The sequence below is a fragment of the Acidiphilium multivorum AIU301 genome (assembly GCF_000202835.1).
In the GTDB taxonomy this organism is placed as follows: domain Bacteria; phylum Pseudomonadota; class Alphaproteobacteria; order Acetobacterales; family Acetobacteraceae; genus Acidiphilium; species Acidiphilium multivorum.
Genome location: NC_015178.1, coordinates 124,363 through 149,836 on the forward strand (window position 1 = coordinate 124,363; position 25,474 = coordinate 149,836).

27 protein-coding genes are annotated in these 25,474 nt (G+C 61.0%); 14 read left to right on the top strand and 13 right to left on the bottom strand.

Features of this window, described 5'->3' with window-relative positions:
- Positions 1–20: 20 nt before the first annotated feature.
- The 10 genes from ACMV_RS22035 to ACMV_RS17790 form a co-directional block, all read right to left on the bottom strand.
- On the bottom strand, positions 21–275 hold the full coding sequence (locus tag ACMV_RS22035; RefSeq protein WP_081479282.1) for a putative quinol monooxygenase: 255 nt from the start codon (positions 273–275) through the stop codon (positions 21–23).
- A gap of 11 nt (positions 276–286) precedes the next feature.
- Positions 287–1,312 (bottom strand): Gfo/Idh/MocA family oxidoreductase, encoded by a 1,026-nt coding sequence (locus tag ACMV_RS17750; RefSeq protein WP_041665710.1) that lies wholly within the window; start codon positions 1,310–1,312, stop codon positions 287–289.
- 15 nt (positions 1,313–1,327) lie between these two features.
- Positions 1,328–2,269 (bottom strand): sugar phosphate isomerase/epimerase family protein, encoded by a 942-nt coding sequence (locus ACMV_RS17755; RefSeq protein ID WP_013634964.1) that lies wholly within the window; start codon positions 2,267–2,269, stop codon positions 1,328–1,330.
- Between the two features lie 25 nt (positions 2,270–2,294).
- Positions 2,295–3,467, bottom strand: a complete 1,173-nt coding sequence (locus tag ACMV_RS17760) for a Gfo/Idh/MocA family protein (RefSeq protein WP_013634965.1) — start codon at positions 3,465–3,467, stop codon at positions 2,295–2,297.
- Positions 3,468–3,496: 29 nt separating this feature from the next.
- A complete protein-coding gene (locus tag ACMV_RS17765; protein WP_013634966.1) occupies positions 3,497–4,510 on the bottom strand; it encodes a Gfo/Idh/MocA family oxidoreductase in 1,014 nt (337 codons plus the stop codon).
- Positions 4,507–5,412: a sugar phosphate isomerase/epimerase family protein gene (locus ACMV_RS17770; protein WP_013634967.1), complete on the bottom strand. Its 906-nt coding sequence runs from the start codon at positions 5,410–5,412 to the stop codon at positions 4,507–4,509. Before ACMV_RS17770 ends, ACMV_RS17765 begins: the two co-directional genes overlap by 4 nt.
- Before the next feature lie 198 nt (positions 5,413–5,610).
- The gene (locus ACMV_RS17775; RefSeq protein WP_013634968.1) at positions 5,611–6,432 is read right to left on the bottom strand and encodes a sugar phosphate isomerase/epimerase family protein; all 822 of its coding nucleotides are present in this window, start codon (positions 6,430–6,432) and stop codon (positions 5,611–5,613) included.
- A 1-nt stretch (position 6,433) separates the two neighbouring features.
- Entirely contained in the window at positions 6,434–7,678 is a 1,245-nt protein-coding gene (locus ACMV_RS17780; RefSeq protein WP_013634969.1) for an NAD(P)/FAD-dependent oxidoreductase, read from the bottom strand.
- 8 nt (positions 7,679–7,686) lie between these two features.
- Complete coding sequence (locus tag ACMV_RS17785; RefSeq protein WP_013634970.1) at positions 7,687–8,001, bottom strand: MocE family 2Fe-2S type ferredoxin; 315 nt, start codon at positions 7,999–8,001, stop codon at positions 7,687–7,689.
- Positions 7,986–9,104, bottom strand: coding sequence for a fatty acid desaturase family protein (locus ACMV_RS17790; protein ID WP_013634971.1), 1,119 nt, complete (start codon positions 9,102–9,104; stop codon positions 7,986–7,988). Before ACMV_RS17790 ends, ACMV_RS17785 begins: the two co-directional genes overlap by 16 nt.
- Positions 9,105–9,214: 110 nt before the next feature.
- Here ACMV_RS17790 and ACMV_RS17795 point away from each other — a divergent pair, with 110 nt between their 5' ends.
- The gene (locus ACMV_RS17795) at positions 9,215–10,561 is read left to right on the top strand and encodes an IS1380 family transposase (RefSeq protein ID WP_013634972.1); all 1,347 of its coding nucleotides are present in this window, start codon (positions 9,215–9,217) and stop codon (positions 10,559–10,561) included.
- A gap of 286 nt (positions 10,562–10,847) precedes the next feature.
- A complete protein-coding gene (locus tag ACMV_RS17800) occupies positions 10,848–11,861 on the top strand; it encodes a LacI family DNA-binding transcriptional regulator (RefSeq protein WP_013634973.1) in 1,014 nt (337 codons plus the stop codon).
- 88 nt (positions 11,862–11,949) lie between these two features.
- Here ACMV_RS17800 and ACMV_RS17805 read toward each other — a convergent pair whose 3' ends face one another.
- Positions 11,950–12,225, bottom strand: coding sequence for an MBL fold metallo-hydrolase (locus ACMV_RS17805; protein ID WP_013634974.1), 276 nt, complete (start codon positions 12,223–12,225; stop codon positions 11,950–11,952).
- 140 nt (positions 12,226–12,365) lie between these two features.
- Here ACMV_RS17805 and ACMV_RS17810 point away from each other — a divergent pair, with 140 nt between their 5' ends.
- Positions 12,366–13,712 carry an IS1380 family transposase gene (locus ACMV_RS17810; protein ID WP_013634972.1) on the top strand — a complete coding sequence of 449 codons (1,347 nt, stop codon included), beginning with the start codon at positions 12,366–12,368 and terminating at the stop codon, positions 13,710–13,712.
- Between the two features lie 587 nt (positions 13,713–14,299).
- On the opposite strand, the gene ACMV_RS20975 is transcribed toward ACMV_RS17810, so the two are convergent.
- Positions 14,300–14,554 (bottom strand): hypothetical protein, encoded by a 255-nt coding sequence (locus ACMV_RS20975; protein ID WP_039887465.1) that lies wholly within the window; start codon positions 14,552–14,554, stop codon positions 14,300–14,302.
- Positions 14,555–14,754: 200 nt separating this feature from the next.
- On the opposite strand from ACMV_RS20975, the gene ACMV_RS20190 reads away from it, so the two are divergent.
- The 11 genes from ACMV_RS20190 to ACMV_RS17860 all read left to right on the top strand — a co-directional run bounded on the left by ACMV_RS20190 (position 14,755) and on the right by ACMV_RS17860 (position 23,598).
- Positions 14,755–15,468 carry a lytic transglycosylase domain-containing protein gene (locus ACMV_RS20190; RefSeq protein ID WP_013634976.1) on the top strand — a complete coding sequence of 238 codons (714 nt, stop codon included), beginning with the start codon at positions 14,755–14,757 and terminating at the stop codon, positions 15,466–15,468.
- Entirely contained in the window at positions 15,449–15,814 is a 366-nt protein-coding gene (locus tag ACMV_RS17820) for a TrbC/VirB2 family protein (RefSeq protein ID WP_013634977.1), read from the top strand. The genes ACMV_RS20190 and ACMV_RS17820 overlap by 20 nt, the downstream gene beginning before the upstream one ends.
- A 3-nt stretch (positions 15,815–15,817) precedes the next feature.
- Positions 15,818–16,150 carry a type IV secretion system protein VirB3 gene (locus ACMV_RS17825; protein ID WP_013634978.1) on the top strand — a complete coding sequence of 111 codons (333 nt, stop codon included), beginning with the start codon at positions 15,818–15,820 and terminating at the stop codon, positions 16,148–16,150.
- A complete protein-coding gene (locus ACMV_RS17830; protein ID WP_041665626.1) occupies positions 16,140–18,533 on the top strand; it encodes a VirB4 family type IV secretion/conjugal transfer ATPase in 2,394 nt (797 codons plus the stop codon). Before ACMV_RS17825 ends, ACMV_RS17830 begins: the two co-directional genes overlap by 11 nt.
- 9 nt (positions 18,534–18,542) lie before the next feature.
- Complete coding sequence (locus ACMV_RS17835) at positions 18,543–19,301, top strand: type IV secretion system protein (protein ID WP_013634980.1); 759 nt, start codon at positions 18,543–18,545, stop codon at positions 19,299–19,301.
- Between the two features lie 229 nt (positions 19,302–19,530).
- The gene (locus ACMV_RS17840; RefSeq protein ID WP_013634981.1) at positions 19,531–20,418 is read left to right on the top strand and encodes a type IV secretion system protein; all 888 of its coding nucleotides are present in this window, start codon (positions 19,531–19,533) and stop codon (positions 20,416–20,418) included.
- A gap of 104 nt (positions 20,419–20,522) precedes the next feature.
- The gene (locus ACMV_RS22040; RefSeq protein WP_231295229.1) at positions 20,523–20,600 is read left to right on the top strand and encodes a hypothetical protein; all 78 of its coding nucleotides are present in this window, start codon (positions 20,523–20,525) and stop codon (positions 20,598–20,600) included.
- Positions 20,597–21,298 (top strand): type IV secretion system protein VirB8, encoded by a 702-nt coding sequence (locus ACMV_RS17845; RefSeq protein ID WP_013634982.1) that lies wholly within the window; start codon positions 20,597–20,599, stop codon positions 21,296–21,298. Before ACMV_RS22040 ends, ACMV_RS17845 begins: the two co-directional genes overlap by 4 nt.
- Before the next feature lie 47 nt (positions 21,299–21,345).
- A complete protein-coding gene (locus ACMV_RS17850) occupies positions 21,346–22,185 on the top strand; it encodes a TrbG/VirB9 family P-type conjugative transfer protein (protein ID WP_231844531.1) in 840 nt (279 codons plus the stop codon).
- On the top strand, positions 22,175–23,311 hold the full coding sequence (gene virB10, locus ACMV_RS17855) for a type IV secretion system protein VirB10 (protein WP_011930794.1): 1,137 nt from the start codon (positions 22,175–22,177) through the stop codon (positions 23,309–23,311). Before ACMV_RS17850 ends, virB10 begins: the two co-directional genes overlap by 11 nt.
- Positions 23,308–23,598 carry a hypothetical protein gene (locus ACMV_RS17860; RefSeq protein ID WP_013634983.1) on the top strand — a complete coding sequence of 97 codons (291 nt, stop codon included), beginning with the start codon at positions 23,308–23,310 and terminating at the stop codon, positions 23,596–23,598. Before virB10 ends, ACMV_RS17860 begins: the two co-directional genes overlap by 4 nt.
- 50 nt (positions 23,599–23,648) lie before the next feature.
- On the opposite strand, the gene ACMV_RS17865 is transcribed toward ACMV_RS17860, so the two are convergent.
- On the bottom strand, positions 23,649–25,382 hold the full coding sequence (locus ACMV_RS17865) for an IS1634 family transposase (protein WP_013634984.1): 1,734 nt from the start codon (positions 25,380–25,382) through the stop codon (positions 23,649–23,651).
- Between the last annotated feature and the right edge of the window lie 92 nt (positions 25,383–25,474).

Sequence of the window (25,474 nt, forward strand, 5' to 3'; positions counted from 1 at the left end):
AGGGTTGATCGTCTCGAAGGTCATCTTGCGATGGAACTGCTCATGGAAGGCGACGAAAGCCTGCGTGTATTTTTGCGCCATATGGAAGTCGTGCGCGGCCTTGTCGGCCCAAGCTTCCAAGAAAGCAGTTTGTCGGGATCATCCGTGCAGGTAAAAAAGTCATACGCGAAGCAGCCGCTTTCGGCGCGCATCGCGCGCTGTGCCTCCACCGCACGGTCAAGAATGCGGTCGCGCATTCCAGGCTCAAGCGTGATGGTTATGATGAATTTGCACATCTCCCGCTCCGTCAATCGATGCTGACCACCCGACCTTCGGCCGCACTGATACGTGCAGCGTCAAGCACGGCGAGAACGGCGATGGCCTCCTCAGCGGTAACGGGCGGTTGGCCTCCTGTCCGCACAGCCTCGGCGAAGGCCTCGTAATACGCGTGATACCGCCCTTGCTCCGAAGGGATCTTCGTCGCGCCGTCGGCTGTCCGCAAAATTCCCCAGTGAGCCTCGTCATCATATCCCCAACTGTCAGGATTGTTGATTGGGCGCTTGCCGGCAAAAAGCGCCTGAGCCTGAACGTCTGTCCCGGCAGCAACGTAACTGCCCGCTGAGCCATAGGCGCGCAACTCACGCGTGTTGAGCCGGTTGACCTTGCTCGCCGAGATATGAGAATGCACACCGCTCGTATGGCGAAGCGTGAGCACGAAACCCGCATCCGTCGGTCCTTGCGGCAAGACGACCGTGTCGAGCTGGGCATCAACCGAGACAACAGGACCAATAAGCCACATCGCCTGATCAACGACATGGCTACCGAGATCCCAGAGTAGCCCTCCAGTGGGGCCCGCCTCCAGCGTTGCGGGATCGTCAAAATCCATGCGTGAATGCAGCCGCCACAACTTGCCGAGCGGGCCCTCCAGAAGCAGCTTTTGCAAGGTCTGGATGTCGGCATCCCAGCGGCGGTTGTGATAGACTCCGAGCGTCACGCCCCTGTCCTTTGCCGCCTGCGCCAGCGCCCGTCCCGCCGCCGCACTCGGCGCGAAGGGTTTATCGGCGATCACGTGCACCCCGGCCGCAATCGCTTCTAGCACCAGATCCTGCCGCGTTTGCGGGGGTGTGGTGATTGTCACGGCATCTACTCCGGCCGAGAGCATACCCTGCAGACTCGGATAGATCGGGGCATCGGGGAAATCTGCCTTTGCCTTGGCGATCGTCTCAGGCGCCCGCGCAACGATGCCTGCAAGCGCCACGCCTCGGGCAGCCGCGATGAAGGGCGCATGAAAATGCTGTCCGCCCGTCCCATATCCAACAAGGCCGATGCGGATCATGCTCAGCCTCCTTCAGCGGATGATGGTGGCTTGCAGCGCATCGATGGAAGACTGGATGCCGGCCTCGGTGGACATGGTGAAGTCCTCCATCTCCAGGCTCACCCAGTCATTATAGCCCATCATGCCGACGACGGAGAAAAACTCCTTCCACCATTGCAGATCGTGGCCCGCGCCGACAGCGACGTAGTTCCAACAGCGGTTGGCGACGTCGGTGACTTCCTTGAGTTCAAGCAAACCGTTGACATCCGCCAGGCCGCGCTCGATCCGTGTGTCCTTCCCGTGGACATGGTGAATGGCGTCGCCGAGCGCACGCGCCGCGGCGATCGGGGAGGCCCCCATCCAGAAGAGATGGCTGGGGTCGAGGTTCATGCCTACCATGGGCCCAACCTCGTTGCGCAGTCTCAGCAATGTTTCTGGGTTCCAGACCAGCATCGCGGAGAAATTCTCGAGCGCGATCTTCTCTACCCCCACGCTGCCGGCATGCTTCACCAGCCCATGCCAATAAGGATAGGCCCGCTCCTCCCACTGATAGCGGTCGCGCTCAGGCATTTCGACAGGCCAGGACTTCGTATAAACGAGCCAGTTCGGCACGGTGTCGCCGGGCGCCGCCTCCGGCAGGCCCGACATGGTGACGATCTTCTTCACGCCGATCTCGCCGGCGAGCGTAAAGGTCTCCTCGATCTCCTTGCGGTGCTTTCGACCCAGCTCTCCAGGGTCAAGAGGATTGCCCGAACAGTTGAGGGCGGCGATCTGAAGTCCGCGGGCCTCGATCTCCTTGAGCTTCTGTTTCAGAAGCCCCTTGTCGGCCAGCAGCTCCTCGGCACGGAAGTGCGGCGCGGGAGACCAGCCGCCGCCGGTCATCTCGATGCCCTCAACGCCGAGCGCCACGCATTTATCAAGCATTTCTGTGAAAGCGTAGTTGCCCATCACGTCGGTGCAGATGGAAAGTTTCATGGTTTTGGCTTCCGTTGAACGGTGGTTATTTGAAATCGACCCAGGCAGCGCCCGCATCGGCCGAGCGCACACAATTCTCCAGCCAGCGCACACCGTCGGTGCCGGCCTTGATGCCCGGGTAGTGATGGGTCTTCAGGAAGGCCTCGTCGCCGCGTGCCTTCGCGTCGATCGCCTGGGCAATCCAGAGGTAGATGTTTGCCCAGCTATCCCCCAACCCCTCGGTGTGCAGGGCGCCCATTCGGTCGATGGCGAGGCTTTCCTCTTCGAGGTAAAGCATGCCGTGATGCATGATCCGAACGGGCTCGCCCTGAACCTCGTAAATCAGCTGATCGGGATGACTGTCGGACCACTCGACCGAGGCTTTCGAGCCGATGAAGCGGTAGCGTTGCGACCCCATATTGCCGGCGTTGACCGATGAAACCCAAAGGCGCCCACGCGCACCATTGTCGTAATGCATGAGAACCGTCGCATGATCTTCGAGTGGTGCGCGGCTCGGGATGAAGGCCTTGCGGTCGCAGAGCAGCTTTTCAACCTTGAGATGCGGCAGCACAATCTCGGAAAGGTAGTAGACATGTGTTCCGATGTCGCCCAAAACGAATGTCGCGCCGGCGGTCTTCGGGTTGGTGCGCCACTTCACGGCATCCGGCGCATCGGCGTCATCGCCGGCGTTGAAACCGTGGGTATACTGCATGTCAACGAGACGGATCTCGCCGAGCATTCCTCTGGCGACCATGGCCGCCATCTGCCGCACCATGGGATGCCCGGTGAAGCCGTAAGTGACGCCGACAATCAGCTCCTTGCGCTCGGCGAGCGCGGCAATCTCCTCGCATTCAGCCGTTGAAAAAAACAGTGGCTTTTCACAGATCACATGGATATTGGCTTCGAGAAGCGCCTTGGTGATCTCGTAATGGGTGAAATTCGGCGTTGCTACGGAAACGACGTCAACACCATCCTCACGGCTCCTTTCGCCGCAAATGAGTTCTTGATAGGTTGCATAGCAGCGATCCTCAGAGACGCCGAGATTGATGCCAAAGTCACGCCCTCGCGCGGCATTCAAATCGAAGGCGCCGGCAACCAGGCGATAGGTGCTGTCGCGTAACGCCCCGGTGCGATGCTTGTAGCCAACCTGGCCGGTCCGACCACCCCCGACCATACCCCAGCGCAGAGGCTGACTGATGGTGCGTTCTCCGTTGATCATCCTATCATCTCCCTATAGTAGTTGCGTTTCTATCTTGATGTTTCGGCATAGAGGCCGGCCTTAGGCTTCATGCTGACCGCCTCGCGGCGGCCGCTTTGCGCAGCGCGCAGCGCGGCGTCGGCGACCAGCGTGGCCGCATAGCCGTCCCACACCGAGGGCCCCGCCGCCGTTCCCTGGCTGGCCGCCGCGATCCATTCGCGGAACTCCTGATCGTAGGCTTCGATGAAACGCTCCCGGAAGTCCGCAGGGATTGCCTGGCGTATGCCATATCGGTCCGAGATAACCGTCGCGGGCCGGTTTGGAAGAGCAGCCACACCGGTCTCGCAACTCACCTCGCCGCGGATGTCGTAGCCGTACTCGATATTGACCGAGATCTCGACATCGACAATCGCACCCGAGACCATGTGCAACAGAACGATGGTCGGGTCGCGAAGTTCCCCTCCCTGCCGGGACCGGCGGGGAAACCGCACCTCCACGCCGGCTATCTCATCGTTGAGCAGCCAGCGCGAGATGTCAGCATCATGCACCAGTGTGTCGTTGAGGGGCATCTCCGAGGTGTAGAGCCCCTCCGGGACGGAAGCGTTGCGATGAACCGATCGATAGATCAACGGCAAGCCGAGGCTACCATCGTCGATCACCGCCTTGAGCGCACGATAGTCGGCATCGAACCGGCGCATGAAACCGACCTGAACAAGACGCCGCCCGAAGGCAACTTCCGCATCCATCACGCGCAGTGCGCCTTCTTCCGATGTCACCATCGGCTTTTCGCAAAAGACGGGCTTGCCGACGGCAATGCATTCGAGCAGTTGCTCCTCATGCGCCGGGCCCCAGGAACATATGACGACCGCTTGCACCTTCTGCGACCGGATCAGAGCGTGGGGGGTGTCGCATAGCTCGGCGCCAGCGGGAGCGATTGACGCCGCGCGCTTGCGATCGATATCCGCGACCGCGACGACGGAGACGTCGGAGAGCGTGTGGGTAAGGCGGCGGAGATGATCCTGGCCAATCATCCCCAGACCGATGATGCCGACCTGAAGGCTCATTCCTTGCCCCAATACTTGTCAATTAGCCGCTGCATTTCCCCGCGCATGAAGACGCCGGACTCGTCGGCTTTCTCTTCCCAGGCAAAAACGCAGGCGGTCATGATGCCGTCGAAGCCGATTTCATGCAGGGTGCGGTAGAAATCGTCCCATGGCACCTCGCCCTGCCCCATGTTGAGATGCTGGTGCACCCGCGCCGTCGAGCCCGGAGGATTGATGATGTAACGCAGGCCCGAGGATGCCTTGTGATTGAAGGTGTCGGCTATATGGACATGGGCCAGCACGTCGGCGGACTCGCGCAGCATGGCGACCGTGTCATCGCCAAAGTAGAATGTGTGCGGCGTGCAGTAGAGAAAGCGAACGCGGGGCGAATTCACCGTACGGATGAGGTCCACCGAAGGCTGCAGCGGTTCGACCCAGTCCTCCGGATGCGGTTCAATATGGAGGTTGATACCCTCGCGCTCGAGAATCGGCACGAGCTCCTCCATGGAGCGCCACCAGGCATCCTCGCATGCCTCGATCATGGATCCGGTGTGGCAGCAATAACAGGTGCCCTTGTCGGGATGAAGCCCACGGCCGAATTCGGAATTCATCGTGTCAACGCCCATCTCTACCGCGATTTCGATAGCCCGCTTCCAGTGGCGCACCGCCGCCTGGCGTTCGTCCTCGTCGTTGGAAGCCCAACGGTACATCGGAAGAAGCGTCGCGATGCCAACTTTCGCATCGGAGAGTGCCTTCTTGAAGGTCTTGATCCGATCCGGGAAAACGCGCGGTGCTTTGAACCATTCCAGGAAATCGCCGCGCGGGCTGAGCTCGATCCAGTCGTAGCCGAGTTCCGCCACCTTCGAAGGTAGTTGCTCGAGAGAGAGAGGACGGTGCATAAACGGGTCGAGTGCGATTTTCATTGCTATTCACCTCGCATTGTGTTGGATCTCCCCTCGCGCGCTCGCCGGCACCGACTGGCATCCCCATGTCACCGCCATCATTCAGGTCGAACGCGCAGTCGCCACCCGCAATCCCGAAACCGGCCTGCTCAAGCTGACACACGACACCGCCTTCTACATGTACAAATATTTTTGCAGACTTGGCGTGCAGCAACAATCTCAAGTCCAGAGGCTGTGCGCCTTCTCTCTCAACAGCAGAGCCTCGGCCCAGCGGTCGGTCAAATCCTGACCGTCCGGCCCCGTGATGGCACAAGGGGCCGGGCCAAGCTCGCAGGTGAAGGAAAAAGTGGCGTCAGGCGCGGCGCGCTCCCGCCATTTGGCGAAACCCATGCGCCACCAACGCTCGAACTGCGTAACCCAAGGCTGATGTTGCGGAAAAATCAGTGGCAACTGAACCTGGTGCGAGCCAGCGACCCGGCCATGAAAGGCCCAGGCGTGGTCCAGAATGCGGTTGATCGCGGCTTCAGTCTCCGCGGGGATGGGCAACTCCATCTCGCGCGCATTGACGTAATGCGAGAGGTCGGCGGTGAAACGCAGATTCGGGAAAACATCAAGAAGCTGCAACGTGAACAGCAGGTCGTTGGTCATCCGGCCACGGTGTGTCTCGATATTGACCGCGACACCTGCCTTCTCCGCCAGTCTTTGCCAGCCTTCCAAAATCGGCAGGCAGGCATCGACCGTCATGGGGCAGGCCATCGCCTGGATGGTGATGTGGTGACAGCCGAACTCGCCGGCAACATCCAGCGCCGGCTCCAGATCAGCTACCGTGCGCGGAAAAACCTGCCCCTCAATGGTCAGACCGTAATCCTTGAGCAAAGCCATCAGGGGGACCACATGGGCGCGGTCATAGAAATGATCGGTCACGCCATCGAACCCCGCCGCCGCAATCCGCTCGATTTTTGCCGCGAGGCTTGGCTCCTCCGCTTCGCCCAGCAAGCGCTGCATGCCCCAGAGGGATTGGAAAATCAGGAGTTTCTGCATGTCATTCCATATTCGCACGAGGTTGGAGAAGAGTTTTGAGTTTAACTGCCGGGTCTTGCAGCGCCGTGGCGGGCGGGCAAGCGCCGGTTTCGATCAGTTTTTCCGCAAGCCTGATGTCCCTTGCGATCTTGCCAATGGGACCGAAGGCGCTCGCCCCCACGATGCGCCCAGATTTGAGGTGAAAGAGAAATGGCGTTCCGTCATTATCACGCGTTACGGTCTCATCACCTTCATCGGGCAGGCCCGCAATTTGCAGCGTGTCGCCATACTGCTCCGACCAGAACCAGGGGATCGACGCAAAAGACTCCGTTGCGCCCAGCATGGCATTGGCGGCGTGGCGGCCTTGCTCCCCCGCATTGCGCCATGCTTCGAGGCGCAGGCGGCGCCCCCCGAAAACCGGATGCGGGAAAGAGCAACAATCGCCAGCGGCAAAAATCGCGGGGTCGTCCGTGGCAAGGTGCTCATCGACACGGATGCCATTGTCGATGGCAAGACCTGCCGCTTCCGCGAGGCATGTCTGAGGAACGGCACCGATACCCACGACGATGACGTCAGCTTCGAGTGCTCTGCCGCCGGCAAGGATGACGGCGCGCTCCTCGATAGCGGCAAGGGCAGCTCCCTCAATGATGGTAACGCCCGCGGTGCGATGGCGCGTGGTGATGATTGCCGCGAGCTCCGCCGGTACGGCACGGCCCAAGACGCGCGGGGCCGCCTCGACGATGGTGACGTCGCAACCTCGCTCCACGGCACTGGCGGCAACCTCAAGCCCGATGAAGCCGCCGCCGATGACGACGAGCCGGGCGCCGCGAGACAGCCGGGCACGGAGAGCCAGGGCGTCGTTGAATGTCCGCAGGTACAGCACATTCCGCGCCTCAGTCTCCGGCACGCTGAGGGTTCGTGGCCGCGCGCCGGTAGCGAGTAAAAGGCGGGAATAAGAAAGGCGGGTGCCGTCTTGCAATTGCACGGCCCTAGCTTCGCGGTCGAGGCCCGTTGCCACAACCCCTGACCGACAGAGAATATTCTGGCCGGTGAGCATGTCCGCGCCGCCGATGAGCGTCGGAATGGGAAGATCGGCCGCCGTCAGGACTGTTTTGGATAGCGGCGGACGCTCATAGGGCGGATGGCGCTCGGCCCCAATGATCGTTATGGGGCCAGCGTACTCTCTTTCCCGCAAGGTGAGAGCGGCGAGGACACCTGCCTCCCCCGCGCCGATGATAACGATTCCAGGATCACTTGTCGCCGGCATGATCGGCCTCAACCAAGATCAACAAAAATACGGCCATCTTCAACCTTCACCAGAAAAGTCCTGAGATTGATGCAGGCCGGCGCGCCCTTGGCCTGGCCGGTTGGTATGTCGAAACGGCCATTATGCTTGGGGCATTCGACAATGCGGCCCATTACGAGACCGTCCGAGAGATGCACATTCTCGTGCGTGCAGAAACCGCTGGTCGCAAAAAAACGGTCATCGTCCAGCCGGTAGATGGCGAGGCTTTGTCCCTCATGGTCGAAGCGAATAACATCTTCCTCATCGATTTCGTTTGCCGCACAGGCATTTATCCATTGGGGCATTTCATGTTCTCCGTTATTGTTTTTTCGGCCGGTTGTGCCGTCGCATCCACGGATGCCAGCTGCGTGGCGCGGGGCAACTCACGCACGATATGGTAGTTCGGGTCGCGGCGCTGCTTCAGCAAAGCCGGGATGATCTCCCGATAGGCGGCAAGGATGCTGGGATAAGGTTGCGGGCATTCCGCCTTGATCAGTTCATGCAAAGTAGGCAGCGCATGATAGGGCACCATCGGAAACATGTGGTGCTCAACGTGATAATTCATATTCCAGTAGACGAAGCGATTGATCGGGTTCATGTAGACGGTGCGGCTGTTCAGCCGATGGTCCAGCACGTCCTCGCAAAGCCCCGCATGCTGCGTCGCGCCATAGACGATGGAAAGCGCGCCGCCATAGAGCGTGGGCAGGCCCACGAGCATCGCCGGAATCCAGCTATGCAGGCCGAACGAGAGTGCTGCGACAGTGAGCAGAATGGCGATATAGATCCGCGCGACGAGAAACACTTTTTTCTGCTCCATCTTGGGGATGAAGGTCTCCTCCTCTGGAGCCAGCCGGCCGGACGCATGGATCGCAAGTTTTTGCAGCGCGAAAAAGCTCGATTTCAGGGCGAAGACATTGAGCAGGACGCCTACGAAATCTGGCGGCCGTTTGAAAGAAATCTCCGGGTCGCGCCCAACGATGATGGTGTCGGTATGGTGCCGCGTATGGCTCCACCGCCAGACCGTTGGTTCTCGCATGATCATGAAACAGGCAAGCTGATAAACGGCGTTATTCATCCATGCCGTCTTAAAGGCCGTGCCATGGCCGCACTCGTGCCAGCGCGAGTCAGAGGCCGAACCATAGAGTACGCCGTAAACCGCAAAGAACGGAACCGCGAGCCAACTGCCCCAGAAATGGACACCGAGGATCGCGCAAACGAGCATGACGCCGAGCCAGATCACCGTGTCGCGGATGGCGGGGCCATCCTTGCGGCGCATCAGTTCTTTCATCTGCTTACGCGGAATAGGGTGCGCATACCAATTCCCCGAAGTGAGTCCTCGCTCCTCGGCACGATGTGCCTCCGCGCCCACCAAGCTGTAATCTCTGCGTTCCATCACAATCGCCTCCATCGGCTTCCTCTATCCTGAATTATGCACGAGGGTTGGCAGGCATGGCGTAAGCCGTTGATTTGATGTAAGAATTGGGTGTCGAGACCAAATCTTCATCAGCACGGAACGCGATGCCCGCCACGGTTGAAACTACCCCATGCCTCCCCGGTCTGTCACCTGTCGCCGGCAAACCGGTGCTGGCCCGCTTCGACGGCGAGATGCTGTCCTCTGACGGCGGTCTGCTGGCATTGCGCGAGGTCGAGAAGCGGCTGGGGATTGCCGCGCAGTTGGCGGCCTGCATCGATGATCCGCGCACGCCGGAGCGTGTCCAGCATGGGCTCGACGAGATCATTCGGTTTCGCATGTTGATGATCGCGGCCGGTTACGAGGATGGCAACGACGCCGACCGGTTGCGCAACGACCCGATGTTCAAACTCGCGATGGAGCGTCTGCCCGAGGCGGGCGATTTATGCTCGCAAGCGACGATTTCACGCACCGAGAATTTGCCCGGGCCTCGCGCGCTGCTGCGCATGGGCCTGGCGATGGTCGAGCATTATTGCGCGAGTTTTCGCACCATACCCAACCGGGTCGTGCTCGATATCGACGATACCTTCGATGCCGCTCACGGCGCGCAGCAACTCTGCTTGTTCAACGCACACCACGATGAGTACGGTTTCCAGCCGATTGTGGTATTCGACGGCGACGGCCGGATGCTCGCCGCGGTGCTGCGTCCGGCGTGTCGGCCAAAAGGGGCCCAGATCGTCAAATGGTTGCGCCGGCTGATCGACGCCATTCGCAGCCACTGGCCCCGCACCGCGATCATGCTGCGCGGTGATTCGCACTACTGCACGCCGGAGGTGCTGCGGTTCTGTCGGGCGCGTCGCCTCGATTACATCTTCGGCGTCGCACCGACCACGACGCTGCGCAAGCACGTCATCGCGCTGGAGGCCAGCACCACGGCGCGCGCGCAACAAGCTCCGGGAGAGAAAATCCGGCGCTTCAAAGAGTTCAATGATGGCGCAGCAAGCTGGGACCGCGTCGAGCGGATCATCGCCCGCGTCGAGGCCGGGCCGCTGGGGGTCGATACCCGCTTCATCGTCACCAGCCTGAAGGCTGGTTCCCCGCGCACCCTGTATCAAGAGATCTACTGCGCGCGCGGCCAGGCCGAGAACCATATCAAGGCGTGGAAGACCCATCTTGCCGCCGACCGGACCTCGTGCTCGCGGGCCAGCGCCAACCAGATGCGCCTGTTTCTGCATATCGGCGCCTACTGGCTGATGTGGAGTTTGCGCTCCCTGATGCCGCGCCGGTCGCGCTGGCGTGGTATCCAGTTCGATACCCTGCGCCTGCGCCTGATCAAACTCGCCGTCCGCCTCGAAACCCTGAAACGCTCGATCCGCCTGCATCTGCCGCGCTCAATGCCAGACCAGGCAATCCTCGGCTACGCCCTGGCCAGACTGCCCAGGCTGGTCATCTGATCACTGGGGCGTTTGCCCCGTCCGGTCCCGATCTCTGCCACATCCAACGCCAACACATCATAGAGCCTACCAAAACCAGCCAGGTTCGGCCGGTAAGCCGTCACGCCCGCACGATGTCAGGTTGAACAGCACGCCTGAGAAAAATCAGAGGAAATGCGCTCGTGAATAATCCCGGCTATGATCGTTATCTTTCCGCCCTATACTCGGAGATTGCCCCGTCCCTCCGGATCATTTTGATGGTTTCCCATCATTCAGCTATGTTTCAGGCAAAGCGGAGGAAGACAGAATGGAACGGCGCAAAATCCGTATTGGGCTTGAAGATGTGGCGCAGCGCGCCGGCGTCGGGATTGCAACCGTCGACCGTGTGTTGAACGAGCGAGGAGGCGTTTCCGCCAAGGCCGAACAGCGCGTTCTCGAAGCCGCGAGGGCATTGGGACTTCGCCGCCAACTCCCTACACCCCATGCGCGGTCATTGCGCATCGAAGTCATCCTCGCACGCCCGACAACGCCCTTCATGAAGCGTTTGGGGATGGCCGTTGGCCAAGTTGCCGCAACTCTCGATCGATCCATTTCCATTCTGCGCACGAGCATCGACATGACCGATCCGTCGCGCGTCGCGCCTCGGATCAGAAGTTCGCGCGCTGACGGCATCATCATCTATTGCGAGGAGCAGCTTGAGAATATCGCGGCCATTCACGCCGCCACCACGGTTAGGCGTCCAGTGATCTGCGTCGTGACCGATGTGCCAGATTCACCACGCATCGCCTATGTCGGCATCGATCATGGAAAAGCCGGACGCACGGCAGGATTCTTCGCAGCGCGCATGGGGCGCCAGCATGGCACCGCGCTCATTATCTCGACCAGCACGGGTTTTCGAGCCCATAAGCAGCGCATCGAGGGATTTCGTGATGCGCTCAACCTGCACGCGCCCGGCATCAAGATCGCGCCCGTGATGACAACGAACGACGAGGCCGAACGCGCCTATCATTGCGTCATGCGGGCAATGCGCGACTGGTCTGACCTCGTGGCAATCTACAATACCGGCGGCGGCAATGAAGGGGTGGGTCACGCGCTGCACGACGGTAAGCATGGCGATCCGGTCATTTTTATTGGCCACGAATTGACCGAAGAGAGCATTGGATTACTACGAGACGGCGTCATGACTCTCACCATTGACCAAGCACCGGAATTGCAAGCGCGCTGCGCCATCGACCTCATGCTCAGCCATCTCGGCCGTGGTACGGACCAAGCAATGAGCAGCGAAATCGCTTTCAGCCTGCATACGATGGAGAATTGTTGAGAATGAATTCCCTTAGAACCTGAACAAAAAAGATAGTTGAGCGATTTCAGTTAGTTGTGATTCTGTTGGTTTGCAACAACTGACGGAATCACGATGACTCGGACTGAAACCGCTCGGCGGCAATACTGCCGTGATGATCTTCGCTATGCAAGCAACCCGATCCGCGGCGCGCGGAAGGCAAGCACTGCAAGCTGCCGCATTGTTCGTGGATGACGTAGTCGGCGCCGGCCGCCGCGGCGAGCGCGCGGCCGGCGGAGCGGTGATCGGCATGCAGATGCGTGTCGATCACGAGACGGATCGGCGTCGCCGAGGTCGATGCGGCCAGCAAATAGGGCTCGATCGGGAATAGCGGGTCGACGACCACGCCGGCCCCTTGCCGACACAGTCGAGCAGATAGGAGGTCCTAGCCTGAATTATGCACGAGGGTTGGCAGGCATGGCGTAAGCCGTTGATTTGATGTAAGAATTGGGTGTCGAGACCAAATCTTCATCAGCACGGAACGCGATGCCCGCCACGGTTGAAACTACCCCATGCCTCCCCGGTCTGTCACCTGTCGCCGGCAAACCGGTGCTGGCCCGCTTCGACGGCGAGATGCTGTCCTCTGACGGCGGTCTGCTGGCATTGCGCGAGGTCGAGAAGCGGCTGGGGATTGCCGCGCAGTTGGCGGCCTGCATCGATGATCCGCGCACGCCGGAGCGTGTCCAGCATGGGCTCGACGAGATCATTCGGTTTCGCATGTTGATGATCGCGGCCGGTTACGAGGATGGCAACGACGCCGACCGGTTGCGCAACGACCCGATGTTCAAACTCGCGATGGAGCGTCTGCCCGAGGCGGGCGATTTATGCTCGCAAGCGACGATTTCACGCACCGAGAATTTGCCCGGGCCTCGCGCGCTGCTGCGCATGGGCCTGGCGATGGTCGAGCATTATTGCGCGAGTTTTCGCACCATACCCAACCGGGTCGTGCTCGATATCGACGATACCTTCGATGCCGCTCACGGCGCGCAGCAACTCTGCTTGTTCAACGCACACCACGATGAGTACGGTTTCCAGCCGATTGTGGTATTCGACGGCGACGGCCGGATGCTCGCCGCGGTGCTGCGTCCGGCGTGTCGGCCAAAAGGGGCCCAGATCGTCAAATGGTTGCGCCGGCTGATCGACGCCATTCGCAGCCACTGGCCCCGCACCGCGATCATGCTGCGCGGTGATTCGCACTACTGCACGCCGGAGGTGCTGCGGTTCTGTCGGGCGCGTCGCCTCGATTACATCTTCGGCGTCGCACCGACCACGACGCTGCGCAAGCACGTCATCGCGCTGGAGGCCAGCACCACGGCGCGCGCGCAACAAGCTCCGGGAGAGAAAATCCGGCGCTTCAAAGAGTTCAATGATGGCGCAGCAAGCTGGGACCGCGTCGAGCGGATCATCGCCCGCGTCGAGGCCGGGCCGCTGGGGGTCGATACCCGCTTCATCGTCACCAGCCTGAAGGCTGGTTCCCCGCGCACCCTGTATCAAGAGATCTACTGCGCGCGCGGCCAGGCCGAGAACCATATCAAGGCGTGGAAGACCCATCTTGCCGCCGACCGGACCTCGTGCTCGCGGGCCAGCGCCAACCAGATGCGCCTGTTTCTGCATATCGGCGCCTACTGGCTGATGTGGAGTTTGCGCTCCCTGATGCCGCGCCGGTCGCGCTGGCGTGGTATCCAGTTCGATACCCTGCGCCTGCGCCTGATCAAACTCGCCGTCCGCCTCGAAACCCTGAAACGCTCGATCCGCCTGCATCTGCCGCGCTCAATGCCAGACCAGGCAATCCTCGGCTACGCCCTGGCCAGACTGCCCAGGCTGGTCATCTGATCACTGGGGCGTTTGCCCCGTCCGGTCCCGATCTCTGCCACATCCAACGCCAACACATCATAGAGCCTACCAAAACCAGCCAGGTTCGGCCGGTAAGCCGTCACGCCCGCACGATGTCAGGTTGAACAGCACGCCTGAGAAAAATCAGAGGAAATGCGCTCGTGAATAATCCCGGCTAGTGTCAGCCCGATCATCGCCGGGACGATAAATGTGTACGCGGCGGTGGAAAAGCTAGGCCTGCGCGGATCACATCTCGCTGAAAATCAACACCGATTCTTTATTGCAAGAGTGAAACTCGAAGGATTCAATAATCCCGTCGATAGAATGCTGCGGATCGCAAGTGTCATCAACGTGTAATACGATAGCTTCTTGCAACCCAAACTTGCGGCACCTTAAATCTTCACCTGTTTGGGGATTTCCTAAACGCAGACCAGTGAGCAGGTTGCGGCTCCCGCCATAGGACGGTGAATTCTAAACGACGGATGAATAAAGCACTCGGCATTGTTGCACTGATCTGCAAAGCCGGAGATAAGTCCAAGGAGAAACATAACGCACTTTTAATTACGCCCACATATTCGAATCCGCTTTTATTTTGTTCCGCCATCCCTGAGCGTCGCGGCTTCATTGCCCCGCATTGCCCGCCGGGTCTCAATCAGCCGCCGCATGGCGTTTGCCCAGAACTCAACCAGCGATTCATTCGCAAAGAGAACCTCATTCACATCGCCGGGGAGACCAATCTCCTTCAACGCGATCGCGGTTTCGACGGCGCTACGGATGAACTCGGCTCGATTCTCATCATCGCCGAGAACCTTATCCAGGCGCTCTACGGTCGAAGCATCCAACCTCAATGTCGTTGCAATCGTCAGTCGCTTAGGTCGTGCCATCTCGTGACGATAAGGCAACCCTATTGTTTTCAGCAAATAGATGTCTCTTATAATTTTTCTGGCCACCTTTTATTGACTTTTAAGATACCTCTTATAAGAATGCAACTCGTGCTTGCTGTCACCCGATCTCGACCATGTTTTGCACAGGAGCCAGCAGCTTGCTGATCACCCCGGCTCATTTCCTCGTGCTCGCAAGTCGATGCGCCTCTGACGTCGCACCAACGACGCTAGCCGCGGTTGCAGGTGCCGAATCGGGGTTCAACACATTGGCGATTCACGACAACACGACGCGTCAGACCGTGCGGCCGCAAGGTGCCCATGGCGCCATTGCCGTTGCCACACAGCTGATTGCCGCTGGGCATTCAGTTGATCTCGGCCTCATGCAGATCGACAGCGCGAACCTCGCCCGCCTGGGCCTGACGATCGCCACGGCATTCGACGCTTGCGCATCGGTGCGAGCAGCCGGGAAACTCCTAGTGCAGGACTACCAGCGGCCGGCCGGGCAGGGGCGCCAAGCGGCCCTCCTGGCGGCGCTGTCACGCTACAATACGGGTTCGGCCTGGGAAGGCTTCCAGAACGGTTATGTCAGCCGCGTCGTCTCAACCGCCAAATACCTTGTACCGGCAATCGATCCAGCAGATGGCGTAACAGCTCCAAGGGCAAGCAGCGCGAAATCCAGCCAACCTACCACCCTCTCAAATTCACCTGTCCCTCGGCATGCGCCTGCCTGGGATGTGTTCCCGAACTCGATCGGTCCGGCTGGCTTCGCGTCGGCGCATGCGGTGACACTTCAAGCGTCCCGCGCTTCTGGCCCCAGCGGCCGGGCTCAACCCTCAAAACAGGAAACTCACGGTGAAACAAAGGCTCACTAAGCTGCGCGATCGCGCGGCAAATTTCGCGGCTGGGACGGTTTCAAAAATAGATCGAGGGGCATGGATCCATCCCGCCGTCCTTGTGACGGCCGGCCTCCTCCTGCCCGCCGTGGCCCATGCGCAGGTCGTTTCCGGTGGCACCAGCCCCACAACCATCATCGACAACATCGCGACATTCATCCTCGGCCCATTCGGCGAGGGAGTTGCCGTACTCGCCGTGGCCGCAGTCGGCTTCATGTGCTGGACCGGCCGCATGGGCTTCCATGCGATCGGCTGGCTCGCGGCCGGCCTGGTGCTGGTGTTTGGCAGCTCCTACCTCGTGACAACCTTCGTGGGCGGTGGCTGAGCGATGACCGAGCGGCAGCGCGATCCGCTATTTGTCGCCGCGACAAGGCCCGCGCTGTTTCTCGGGCTGCCGATCGAGATGGCCGTGGTGATCATCATGATCGGCGCCATGATCGTCATCTTTGGACACAATCCCTTTTATCTGACGCTGGTGCTGCCGCTCTGGTTCGGGGCGCGCTGGCTCGTTCGATACGACTACAACGCTCCCCGTGTGGCATGGCTGTGGTTCCGCACCAAGGCCACCGGCGCCGGTGAAAATCAGGCTTGGGGCGGGGCGTCCCCCGCGCCGTTCCCGATGAAGGTCCAGAAGGGCAGGGGGATGCGCGATGCCGGGTAATCGAATCAGGGTGGAACGCAGCGCTGAACGCTATTTGCCGTATCTCGGACATGTTCGGCCGGACATCCTGCTCATGGATGACGGCAGCGTTCTTGCCATGGCCGAAATTCCTGGCGCTCCCTATGAGCTGGCGGCCGATGCAGATCGCGCCGCAAGCCTGGTCACGGTCAATGCGCTCTGCAAGAACGTCGCAGATGACAATGTGACGCTGCACTCGGCCTTCGTGCGCGGGCCTGGGGCTGGGCAACTCGCACACGCGGTTATGCCCAATGAGTTCGCGGCTTCGCTCGATCGCGCCTATCGCGAGCGCGTCCTTGCTGGGCGCCTTTATCAAAACACCTGGTATCTGACGGTGGTTGTCTCCCCTCGCAATCCGCTGGGCGGCAAGGCGGGCGGCGCCACGGCCTCCCTATTAGGTGGCAAACGGGAACTCCAAAAGCCTCACGCCACCGCCGAGGGCATCGGCCAGCTAGAAGAGGTTTGCCAAACAATCAGCCAAACCCTCGCCCCCTATGATGTTCGCCGGCTTGGCCTACGGCCAGCCGCCAATAGCCAGTTCTATTTCAGCGAAATCGCCGAGGCGCTGCGCCTGATCCTGACGGGCACGGCGGCGCCGGTGCCCCTGGTCAGCGGCCCGCTCGGTGCCGCCCTCTACACCGATCGCGCGATCTTCGGCCGCCGTGCCTTTGAGCTGCGCGGGCCGGGGGTGTCTCGGTTCGGCGCCATCTTCGGCTATCGCGAATATCCGTCTGAGACCTATGCCGGCATGTATGATGGGGTCTTTTCCCTGCCGTGCCCGGTGGTGATGGTCCATACTTTCGACTTTCACGCACGGCATACCTCTGAAAAACGGCTTGGCCTGAAAGCCGCCCAGATGACGGCTGCGAATGACAAAGCCAAGTCGCAGATCAGCGACCTTGCGGACGCCCAGGATCACCTCGCCTCGGGCAAGATCGCTATGGGCGAGCACCATTTCTCGCTGACGGTCTATGCGGACACGATCGAGGAGCTGGATCGGCTGTCCGGCTTAACCCGCACGGTGATTGCCAATAGTGGCGGCGTGGTCGCGCAAGAAAGTGCCGGGCTGGAAGCGGCCTATTTCGCGCAACTGCCGGGCAACAGAAAATGGCGCACCCGGCCGGGCACCATTACCACGCGCAATTTTGCGGCCTTCTCCGGCTTCGAGGCGTTTCCGCGCGGCCAACGTGCCGGCAAGTGGGGGCTGGCCATGGCGCGCTTCCGCACCACGGCGGGCACGGCCTATGATTACGTGCCCCATGTCGAGGATGTCGGCATGACGGCGATCTTCGGTAAGATCGGCCAGGGCAAAACCACGTTCATGCTGTTCCTGCTGGCGCTGTTCCCGCAATATTTCGCGGCGCGCAACGGCGCGGTGGTGTTCTTCGACAAGGACCGGGGCGGCGAGTTGCTGTGCCGTGCTGTCGGCGGCCGTTATCTGGTGGTGAGGGCAGGGCGGGATAGCGGCCTGGCGCCCCTCAAGGCGCTCGACAGCACCCCGGAATCGGTCGCCTTCCTCGTTCAGTGGCTCACCGCCTTGATCCAGCAAGACGGGCACGGCCCGCTCCCGCCAGAGGATGACGCCCGACTGACCCGCGGCGTTCAAGCCCTGCTGCGCCTGGCCCCGGACATGCGCTCACTCGCCGGGCTGCGTCAGTTCCTCGACTGGCGCAATCCGATGGGGGCAGGCGCGCGCCTCGAACGCTGGTGCAAGGGCGGATCGCTCGGCTGGGCCTTTGATGGCGAACGTGATGACGTGTCGCTTGATGCAACCACGGTCGGCTTTGATCTGACGGCCATCCTCGACAATGGGACCGTCTGCGCGCCGGCCGCGAATTACCTGCTTTATCGCATCAGCCAGGCGCTCGATGGCCGCCGCTTTGTGCTGTCCTGCGACGAGTTCAATTTCTATCTGCTCAATCCGCTGTTCGCCAAAATCTGGGCGGATTTCATGCTCACCGTCCGCAAGAGCAACGCCGTGGTGCTTCTGGCGACGCAAGAGCCCGCGCCGGTGCTCGATTCACCGCAGGGCGATAGCATCTTGCGCCAGTGCCAAACCCTCGTGTTCTGCCCAACACCTGGCGCGGAAGAACATCTCTACCGCAAACGGCTCAACTTCACCGCCGGCGAGTTCCGCGCCGTTGCCGAGGACATGCTGCCCAACTCCCGGCAACTGCTCATCAAGCGGCATGGCGGCTCCGCGATCATCGATTTCGACCTGTCCGCACTGCCAGAGTTCGTCGCGATCCTGTCCAGCCGCAAATCCTCGGTTGGGTTTGTCGAACAGCTACGCGCCACCCACGGCGACGATCCGGCGGCCTGGCTGCCGGCGTTCATGGCGCGGTTCCACGAGGAAGTTGAATAGGAGGACCAAATGCTCAAGCCCTCTCGCCGGCTCAGAATCGCCAGCGCGATCGCCATCTTCGGCTTTGCTTCACCCACCTTGGCGCAAGTCCCGGTGATCGATAGTGCCTCATTGGCGCAAATCATCAACCAGCTAAATGAAGCCAAGCAGCAATATTCTGAACTCGTCAGCCAATATAATGAGCTGAAATCGACCTATAACGCGCTCTCGCAGAACGTAAACCCGAACCAATGGGCGCAACAGCTCGATCAATCGGCCATGCAGGACACGGTGCCCAACACCAGCATCTTGCCAAACATGCTCGACGGGATCAGTCCGCCCTCCTCGCTGAGCGGCAATGTCGGCTCGCTCGCGCAACAATATTACAACATGAACAAGGTCTATATCCCGGCCGGCTCGGATTTCGGTTCAACGCAGATCCAACAGGGCGCGAATGAGACCGCGAATTTTGAGGCGATCGCCACGCAAAATCTGCAATCGCTGGAAGCCCGCGAGCAAGAGCTGCCGCAGATTCAGAGTCAGCTGAACAGTGCTACGACGATCCAGCAAGTCGCCTCAATCCAGGCCCGCCTCTCCGCCGAACAGAACTATGTCCAGGCCCAACAGGCCCAGGCGCAAAACCTGCAATTATTGGCGTTCGAGGAGAACCGCGCGGGCCAGGAAGCAGCCGCACAAGAAAACGCACAGGGCGGCGAACAAACGCTCTCGACGCTGTGCAGCGACGCTCAAACTCTCGGCGGGGAGCCATCGGCATGTCAGGGACAATGAAACTTATCATCGCCGCCTTGATTGGCGCCGGCGTGATCGCAGGTGGAGGGGCCTACTACGTGTACGTCATTGCACCGCCAGCGGTGCAAAACAGACTCGCCCCTCTGCCGAATAGTGGTCGTGAGACGAACGCTCAATACGATGCAGAAATAACGGCACTATGCAAAGCAAACGGAAAAGATGCCCCGCCTGCTTGCAAGCCGTATCTTGACGCAAAGACCTCAAAATAATGAGTGTCCCCACAACGACCATCAATGTCTTTGAGTTTATGTATAACCAGTACAGCACCGGGTTCCTGCAATCGCTGAATAGCGATGTGGGAACGGCGTTGTCAGCGGCATTACCGCCTCTCTCCGCTGCCCTGATCATCTGGGTCATCATCCTCGGATACCTCATGATGACCGGCAGCCTGGATATACGTTACGGCATCTCAAAGGTATCAACGATGGCGATTGTGGTGGGCATTATTGCTTCAACGTCGCTTTATGATTCCTACGTCCAGACTCTTTTCATGAAGTCGCTGCCGAGCTTTGTCGCCAGCACCTTTTCATCTGGAAATACGAGCAACATCCCGCAGAGCCTCGATCACACCTTCAATCTCTTTTGGATTGCCGGACAGATCATCTACCACAAAGCAAACTGCGCGACCTGCGTACTCGAACCATACGTGCTTGGCATCGAAATCGAGCTTGTTCTTGTCGTCTTTTTCATCGCCCTTGCCCTCGTGTTCGCGGTGTATCTCATCTCGACAACACTGACGGGCCTTCTCGTCGCCATCGGGCCATTCCTGCTGATCGGATATCTCTTTGAAGCCACAAAGGGCATCCCGGAACGCTGGCTCGGCAAGCTGATCGGCCTGGCGATCCTGTTGCTCCTGATCACGGCGCTTCTATCGCTGTTCACCGGCGGCATGACTGATTTTCTGAACACCAAGGTCTCGACCACGTTCACCGCCGACCCGGTGCAAACCGAAATCATCATCCTCGGCGAAATCGCCGCCTATACCGCCATCACGGCCTTCATCACGATCATGCTTCCCGGCATCGCCGCCTACATTGGCGGCGGTGTGGACTTCAATATTTCCGGGATCGTGAACCCAGCCAACTGGTTCAAATAATGAAGGGCTCACGCATGTTGTCTCGCCTGATTATCCTCATGTGCGCAGCCGGCCTACTGGCGGGCTGCGCGGCCAGTGACCCGCTGGCGACGGCTCACGGGCCGATGTTCGCCCTCAATCCCGGCCATTGGTCGCCAAGCGCGGCGCAGTTGGCGCGACCGCCGCAGGTGCCCCACTCATGAACGCGGACATGAAAAACACGGCTTTGCCGATCGATAACGAACGGCTCGCCGCTTATTTCCAGGATGTCGAATCCTTCCAGGCCACTGAGAAGCGCACAGCCCGCCGCTGGGGCCGTGTGGGCTGGGTGGTGGCCGGCGTGTCCCTGGCGGTCAACGTGACCCTCGCGGGGGCAATCGTGATGATCCTGCCCCTCGAAAAGCTCGTGCCCGCCTTCATCACCGTGAAGTCAGACGGCACCACCAGCACCACCATGAATTTCAACAGCCTTCCCAGCGATGAGAAGGCGGCGATGACCAGGGCAGCGATCTGGCAATATGTCCGTGCCCGGGAAAGCTATGACTTCGCCGACGCCCAATATCGGTATGATGTTGCCTCGCTGATGTCCAACCCCACGGTGCAAGGCACCTACCAAAGCTGGTTCCTCGATAAAGGGCCAGGCAGCACCAGCCCGCAGGTCACGGTCGGTAAAAAGGGGCAGATCAGCGTCGAGATGGTGAGCCTGTCCATGGTGCGGCCGAATGTCGCGCTGGTGCGCTTCCGCCGCACCGTGACGATGTACGGCTCAGATCCGCAGACTTCGACATGGACGGCAACGGTCGGCTTTGAAAACGTCGCATCCCTGCCGGTTTCCGCCCGCCTCGCAGACCCCAGCGGGCTCATTGTGACCAACTACCAGGCCCAAAAGGATTCGCCATGACATGCGCGCGCAAACTCGCGGCCAGCGGGTTCCTCTGGCTCGGCATGATGGGGACAGCCCTCGCCATACAGTATCCCCATCCGGGGCACGAAGACCCCCGCGTTCGCTATGTGCCCTATCAGTCCGGCAACGTCACCGACATTTGGACCGCGCCAGGCGCGGCGCTGACGGTCCAGTTCGGCAGGAATGAAAAGGTCGTCTCCGTCGCTGAGAGCGATAGCGCCTATCTCAAGGTCGTCCCGGTCCAGAATTACCTTTTCATCAAGCCAACCGGCATTCTGCCGGCACAGCCGATCGCGGTCCTCTGCAAGACCAGCGACGGCAAGCTCCGGCATTACTTTTTCCAGTTCGAGACCGTGAACAAGCACCTCGGCGCCGGCGAGAATGTCGATTACGCCGTGGTGTTCACCTATCCGCACCAGGCGTATGAGCGCCGGCTTGCCAAGCGGAAGGCGGCCGAAGCGAAGGCTGTCCAGAAGGAGGCCAGGAGCCGCCTTGATGAAGCGCGCGCGGTCATGAACGCGGCGACGGTCGATCAATATCAGGGGCCGCGCAATTACGAATATGTCGCTCGTGGCGATCATCAGCTGGCACCCGCCGAGGTCTGGGACAACGGCTATTCAACCGTGTTCACCTTCCCGGCCATGCAGCGCATCCCGGCCATTTTCTACGTCCAGCCGGACGGCAAGGAGGCAACGGCCAACTATTCGGTCAACGGGAATACGGTCGTTGTGCCGGGCACCGCGCCAGAATGGCGGCTGCGCGATGGGCATACGGTCCTCGACATTTATGACCTCAAATACAACCCGACCGGCGCCACGCCAGGCACGCACACGATCAGCCCGGATGTCGAGCGCGAGATGAGGACATTCAACAATGGCAAATGAGGACACGCCCGACCGCCCTTATGGGCCGATACGTCACACCAACGCGGCGCCGTCGCCGGTTGAACAGGAACAATCTGCGGTCGCCAGCCAGCAGCGCCTCAGCGGGCGCCAGATCGGCGGCATTCTTCTGGCCTGCGCGCTCGGCGCTGGCGTCGTGCTCGTGGTGACCCGGCTCACCGCACATCATGAGCCAAAGCTCGCCCATAAGGCCGCCGTGACAGGCGGGACCGAGGGCCGGCCATTCGTCAACAATGCCAGCAGCGGCACGACGCCTTCCTCGAAACCTGCCGGACTCCCCCTGCCGCCAAAGCAGAACGCGGGGTTTCACAATCCGTTCCTGACGAATCAGCAGGAATCCCCAGCCATGAAGGCGCTCAAGGCACCGATCATGGCGTTCAACCAAACTGGCGGTGGATCATCCGCGCAACCTGCCAGCAATACCGTGGGCCAGAATGGCGCTCCCTCCGCGGGATCTGCGAAACCTACGGCCTTCGCGAACAAGCTCGATGCGGATCAATTCAGTGCGGCCGATGCCTCGATGATCGCGCATCCGAATTTCACGATCGCGGCCGGCACCATCATTCCCTGCACGCTGCAAACCGCGATCAATTCGACCCTGCCGGGCTTCGTCAAATGCGTGTTGCCGCAGCCGGTGCGCTCGATGACTGGCACGGTGACGTTGCTGGATAAGGGGACGCAGGTGCTGGGCGAGGTTCGCGAGGGCCTGGTGCAAGGCCAGGACCGACTTTTCATCCTCTGGGACCGCGCGGTGACACCGCAAAACGTCGCTATTCAGCTCGCCTCGCCGGCGGCCGATCCCCTCGGCCGGGCTGGCGTCTCGGGGGCCGTCAACAACCATTTCCTCGAACGGTTCGGCGCGGCGATCATGATGACGATCATCGGCGGCTCGTTGCAGGTCGCGGCGAACGCCGCCCAGAACAGCGCCGGCAACACGTATCTGGAATATATGAACTCCAGCACAAACCAGATCGCCAACACCACACTGCAACACACGATCGACATTCCGCCCACACTGACCAAGCACCAGGGCGAGAATGTCTCGATCTTCGTTGCCCGCGATCTGAATTTCTCCAAGGTCTATAAGCTGTCGGTTGTCTCGCCATGAGGGAGGGCTGGCGCACCCGCCTGGATCGCCTGACGCAGGCAGGGCAGCGGCTCAATCGCCATGTCGAAAAGACCGTCGTCAAATACGTTGAATGGCAAGATCGTCGCCACGCGCGCCGGCGGCAGAAATTTCTCAGGCAAGGCTGGCTCTACAGCACGCTTCTAGGGCTGTGGCTCGTCCTGATCATCTTGGAATTGCTCGGCCATCAATCAGCCGCGGTCATCCATAGCTCGGCCGGCCTCGGCCTGATCTTCCTGGCTCTTAAACTGAAGTTTTCACTGGTTTGAATGCAAACTCCCCGCATTTATCGACAACGTTTCTGATCAGGTTTTGACGGTTACTGGACACGCATGGGGTCGATCCCGATCAGGGCGAAGGCGGCGGTTTGCAGCGGCGTGGGGTTTGCCAGGGTGGTGAAGGTGGCGTTCGGGGCCTTGGGCAGGGCCGCGGTGTTCAGGGTCTGGGTGGCAAGATGCGCCATCAGGTCGGCGAAGCTTGAAATCGGCAGGTTCTGGTCGTTGCGGCGTCGCCCGCGCTTGCGATCGGCGGCCGGGGATGTCGATGCGGGGGCAACCGGCGATAAGCGTTCGGTCTCAGCTCCCGGGCGGTCGTGATCCTGGAACAGTAGGGGCTTGAGGGCGTCGCGCAGATGCCACTCGACGTAATAGGCCATCATGCAGAGAAAGACGTGGGCACGCACCCGCGGTGAGAGCCAGTGATGCACCGGGCGGATCGCGAGATCGACCGATTTGAGGGTCCGGAACGCCCGTTCCACCCGCGAAAGGTCCTTGTAGGCTGACACGGCTTCGGTCTCGCTCATGACGTCCGCGCTCACACTGGTGCGGATGACATAGATGCCGTCGAGGGCCGCCTCGCGCGCGATGCTGGCGGCGTTGCGCTGGAAATCGAAGCGGCTGGCGGTGATGGTGAGATCGAAATGCTTGGCCATCTTGCGCTGGTTGATCACCGCCCCCACCGCCAGCCCGATCGCGGCCTCGCCATGAAGAGGAGCGCGTTTGCGCCGTGTCGCATCCCGGATCCGCGCCAGTTCCGTCTCGGTGGCCACGAGCAGCGCCTCGCGCTTGCGCCGTCGTTCGGTCGCAAGGGCCGCGTTGCGACAGGCGATCAGCCGCTCGCCCGGATAATCGGGCGACGTGATCGCGGCGATATCGCGCTCGTCGAACAGCGACATCTGCAGCGGTCCCTCGGCAAGATCCTGGATCTGCCCCGCGCGCAGGCAGCTGATCCAGTCCAGCCCCGCCGGCTTGATCGTCTCGCGGATCCGCGCCGTGGTGATCATCCCGCGATCACCCACCAGGACGACGCGCTCGAGATGGAACCGCCGCTTGAGTTTCTCCACCTGCGCGGCGATCGTCGCCGGATCGGCGGTGTTGCCTTCGAACACTTCCACCGCGATCGGCCGCCCCTCGCGATCGCACAGCAGGCCATAGACGATCTGTGGCCGATCGGGCCGGTGATCGCGGCTGTATCCGTGGTGTGCCAGTTCGCAATGCCGGCCTTCGAGGTAGGATGAACTGACGTCGTAGAGCACCAGCGTGCCGTCGCGCAGATGGCGCCTTGCAAACTGCCGCTCGATCCGGCCCTGCTGCGCGCCCAGCCAGTCCAGTGCGGCGTAGATCTCGCGCTCTTCAATGGCGCCGAGTTCGAGGATCTCGCCGAGACTCGATGTCGCGGTCTGCGGGTTCAGACCGCGCAGGGTCGAGAGCTTCGAGCCCGGTGCGATCACCCGACCCGCGATCAGCGCCAGGGCAAGATCGCGCTCACGCGACGCCCTCCGGCCCAGCAGGCCGGGAATCTCAAGCTTGCGCATCATCCCGAGTGCCGCCGCCACATGACCGTGCGGCAGCGAGCGCCGGATCTCGAGTGCCTGATCGGCACCACCGACCACCGCGCCACCCGCGAGAAGCGCACGCAGCCCATCGATCAGCTCCGGCGGCATCTGGCTCAGATTGGCGATGGTGCGTTTATGAACCTTGCGACCCTCGCGGAAACTCTCCCGCAACAGCACGGCCGGCGCCGATCGGCCATTCGGAACCACGTCAATGAACATGGAGGCAGGGAACGTATGGCCCGCCCCGTCCGCAAGGGGTGATTTTCATCTGGCTCTAATCAGTCTGCTTCAACGTATCCGGTCTCGGGCTT

Bases quoted from the DNA above. Each gene is read 5' to 3' on its own strand.
- ACMV_RS22035 (WP_081479282.1), bottom strand. From the start codon at position 275: ATGTGCAAATTCATCATAACCATCACGCTTGAGCCTGGAATGCGCGAC.
- ACMV_RS17755 (WP_013634964.1), bottom strand. From the start codon at position 2,269: ATGAAACTTTCCATCTGCACCGACGTGATGGGCAACTACGCTTTCACA.
- ACMV_RS17760 (WP_013634965.1), bottom strand. From the start codon at position 3,467: ATGATCAACGGAGAACGCACCATCAGTCAGCCTCTGCGCTGGGGTATG.
- ACMV_RS17765 (WP_013634966.1), bottom strand. From the start codon at position 4,510: ATGAGCCTTCAGGTCGGCATCATCGGTCTGGGGATGATTGGCCAGGAT.
- ACMV_RS17770 (WP_013634967.1), bottom strand. From the start codon at position 5,412: ATGAAAATCGCACTCGACCCGTTTATGCACCGTCCTCTCTCTCTCGAG.
- ACMV_RS17775 (WP_013634968.1), bottom strand. From the start codon at position 6,432: ATGCAGAAACTCCTGATTTTCCAATCCCTCTGGGGCATGCAGCGCTTG.
- ACMV_RS17780 (WP_013634969.1), bottom strand. From the start codon at position 7,678: ATGCCGGCGACAAGTGATCCTGGAATCGTTATCATCGGCGCGGGGGAG.
- ACMV_RS17785 (WP_013634970.1), bottom strand. From the start codon at position 8,001: ATGCCCCAATGGATAAATGCCTGTGCGGCAAACGAAATCGATGAGGAA.
- ACMV_RS17790 (WP_013634971.1), bottom strand. From the start codon at position 9,104: ATGGAGGCGATTGTGATGGAACGCAGAGATTACAGCTTGGTGGGCGCG.
- ACMV_RS17795 (WP_013634972.1), top strand. From the start codon at position 9,215: ATGCCCGCCACGGTTGAAACTACCCCATGCCTCCCCGGTCTGTCACCT.
- ACMV_RS17800 (WP_013634973.1), top strand. From the start codon at position 10,848: ATGGAACGGCGCAAAATCCGTATTGGGCTTGAAGATGTGGCGCAGCGC.
- ACMV_RS17810 (WP_013634972.1), top strand. From the start codon at position 12,366: ATGCCCGCCACGGTTGAAACTACCCCATGCCTCCCCGGTCTGTCACCT.
- ACMV_RS17825 (WP_013634978.1), top strand. From the start codon at position 15,818: ATGACCGAGCGGCAGCGCGATCCGCTATTTGTCGCCGCGACAAGGCCC.
- ACMV_RS17830 (WP_041665626.1), top strand. From the start codon at position 16,140: ATGCCGGGTAATCGAATCAGGGTGGAACGCAGCGCTGAACGCTATTTG.
- ACMV_RS17835 (WP_013634980.1), top strand. From the start codon at position 18,543: ATGCTCAAGCCCTCTCGCCGGCTCAGAATCGCCAGCGCGATCGCCATC.
- ACMV_RS17840 (WP_013634981.1), top strand. From the start codon at position 19,531: ATGAGTGTCCCCACAACGACCATCAATGTCTTTGAGTTTATGTATAAC.
- ACMV_RS22040 (WP_231295229.1), top strand. From the start codon at position 20,523: ATGTTCGCCCTCAATCCCGGCCATTGGTCGCCAAGCGCGGCGCAGTTG.
- ACMV_RS17845 (WP_013634982.1), top strand. From the start codon at position 20,597: ATGAACGCGGACATGAAAAACACGGCTTTGCCGATCGATAACGAACGG.
- ACMV_RS17850 (WP_231844531.1), top strand. From the start codon at position 21,346: ATGGGGACAGCCCTCGCCATACAGTATCCCCATCCGGGGCACGAAGAC.
- virB10 (WP_011930794.1), top strand. From the start codon at position 22,175: ATGGCAAATGAGGACACGCCCGACCGCCCTTATGGGCCGATACGTCAC.
- ACMV_RS17860 (WP_013634983.1), top strand. From the start codon at position 23,308: ATGAGGGAGGGCTGGCGCACCCGCCTGGATCGCCTGACGCAGGCAGGG.
- ACMV_RS17865 (WP_013634984.1), bottom strand. From the start codon at position 25,382: ATGTTCATTGACGTGGTTCCGAATGGCCGATCGGCGCCGGCCGTGCTG.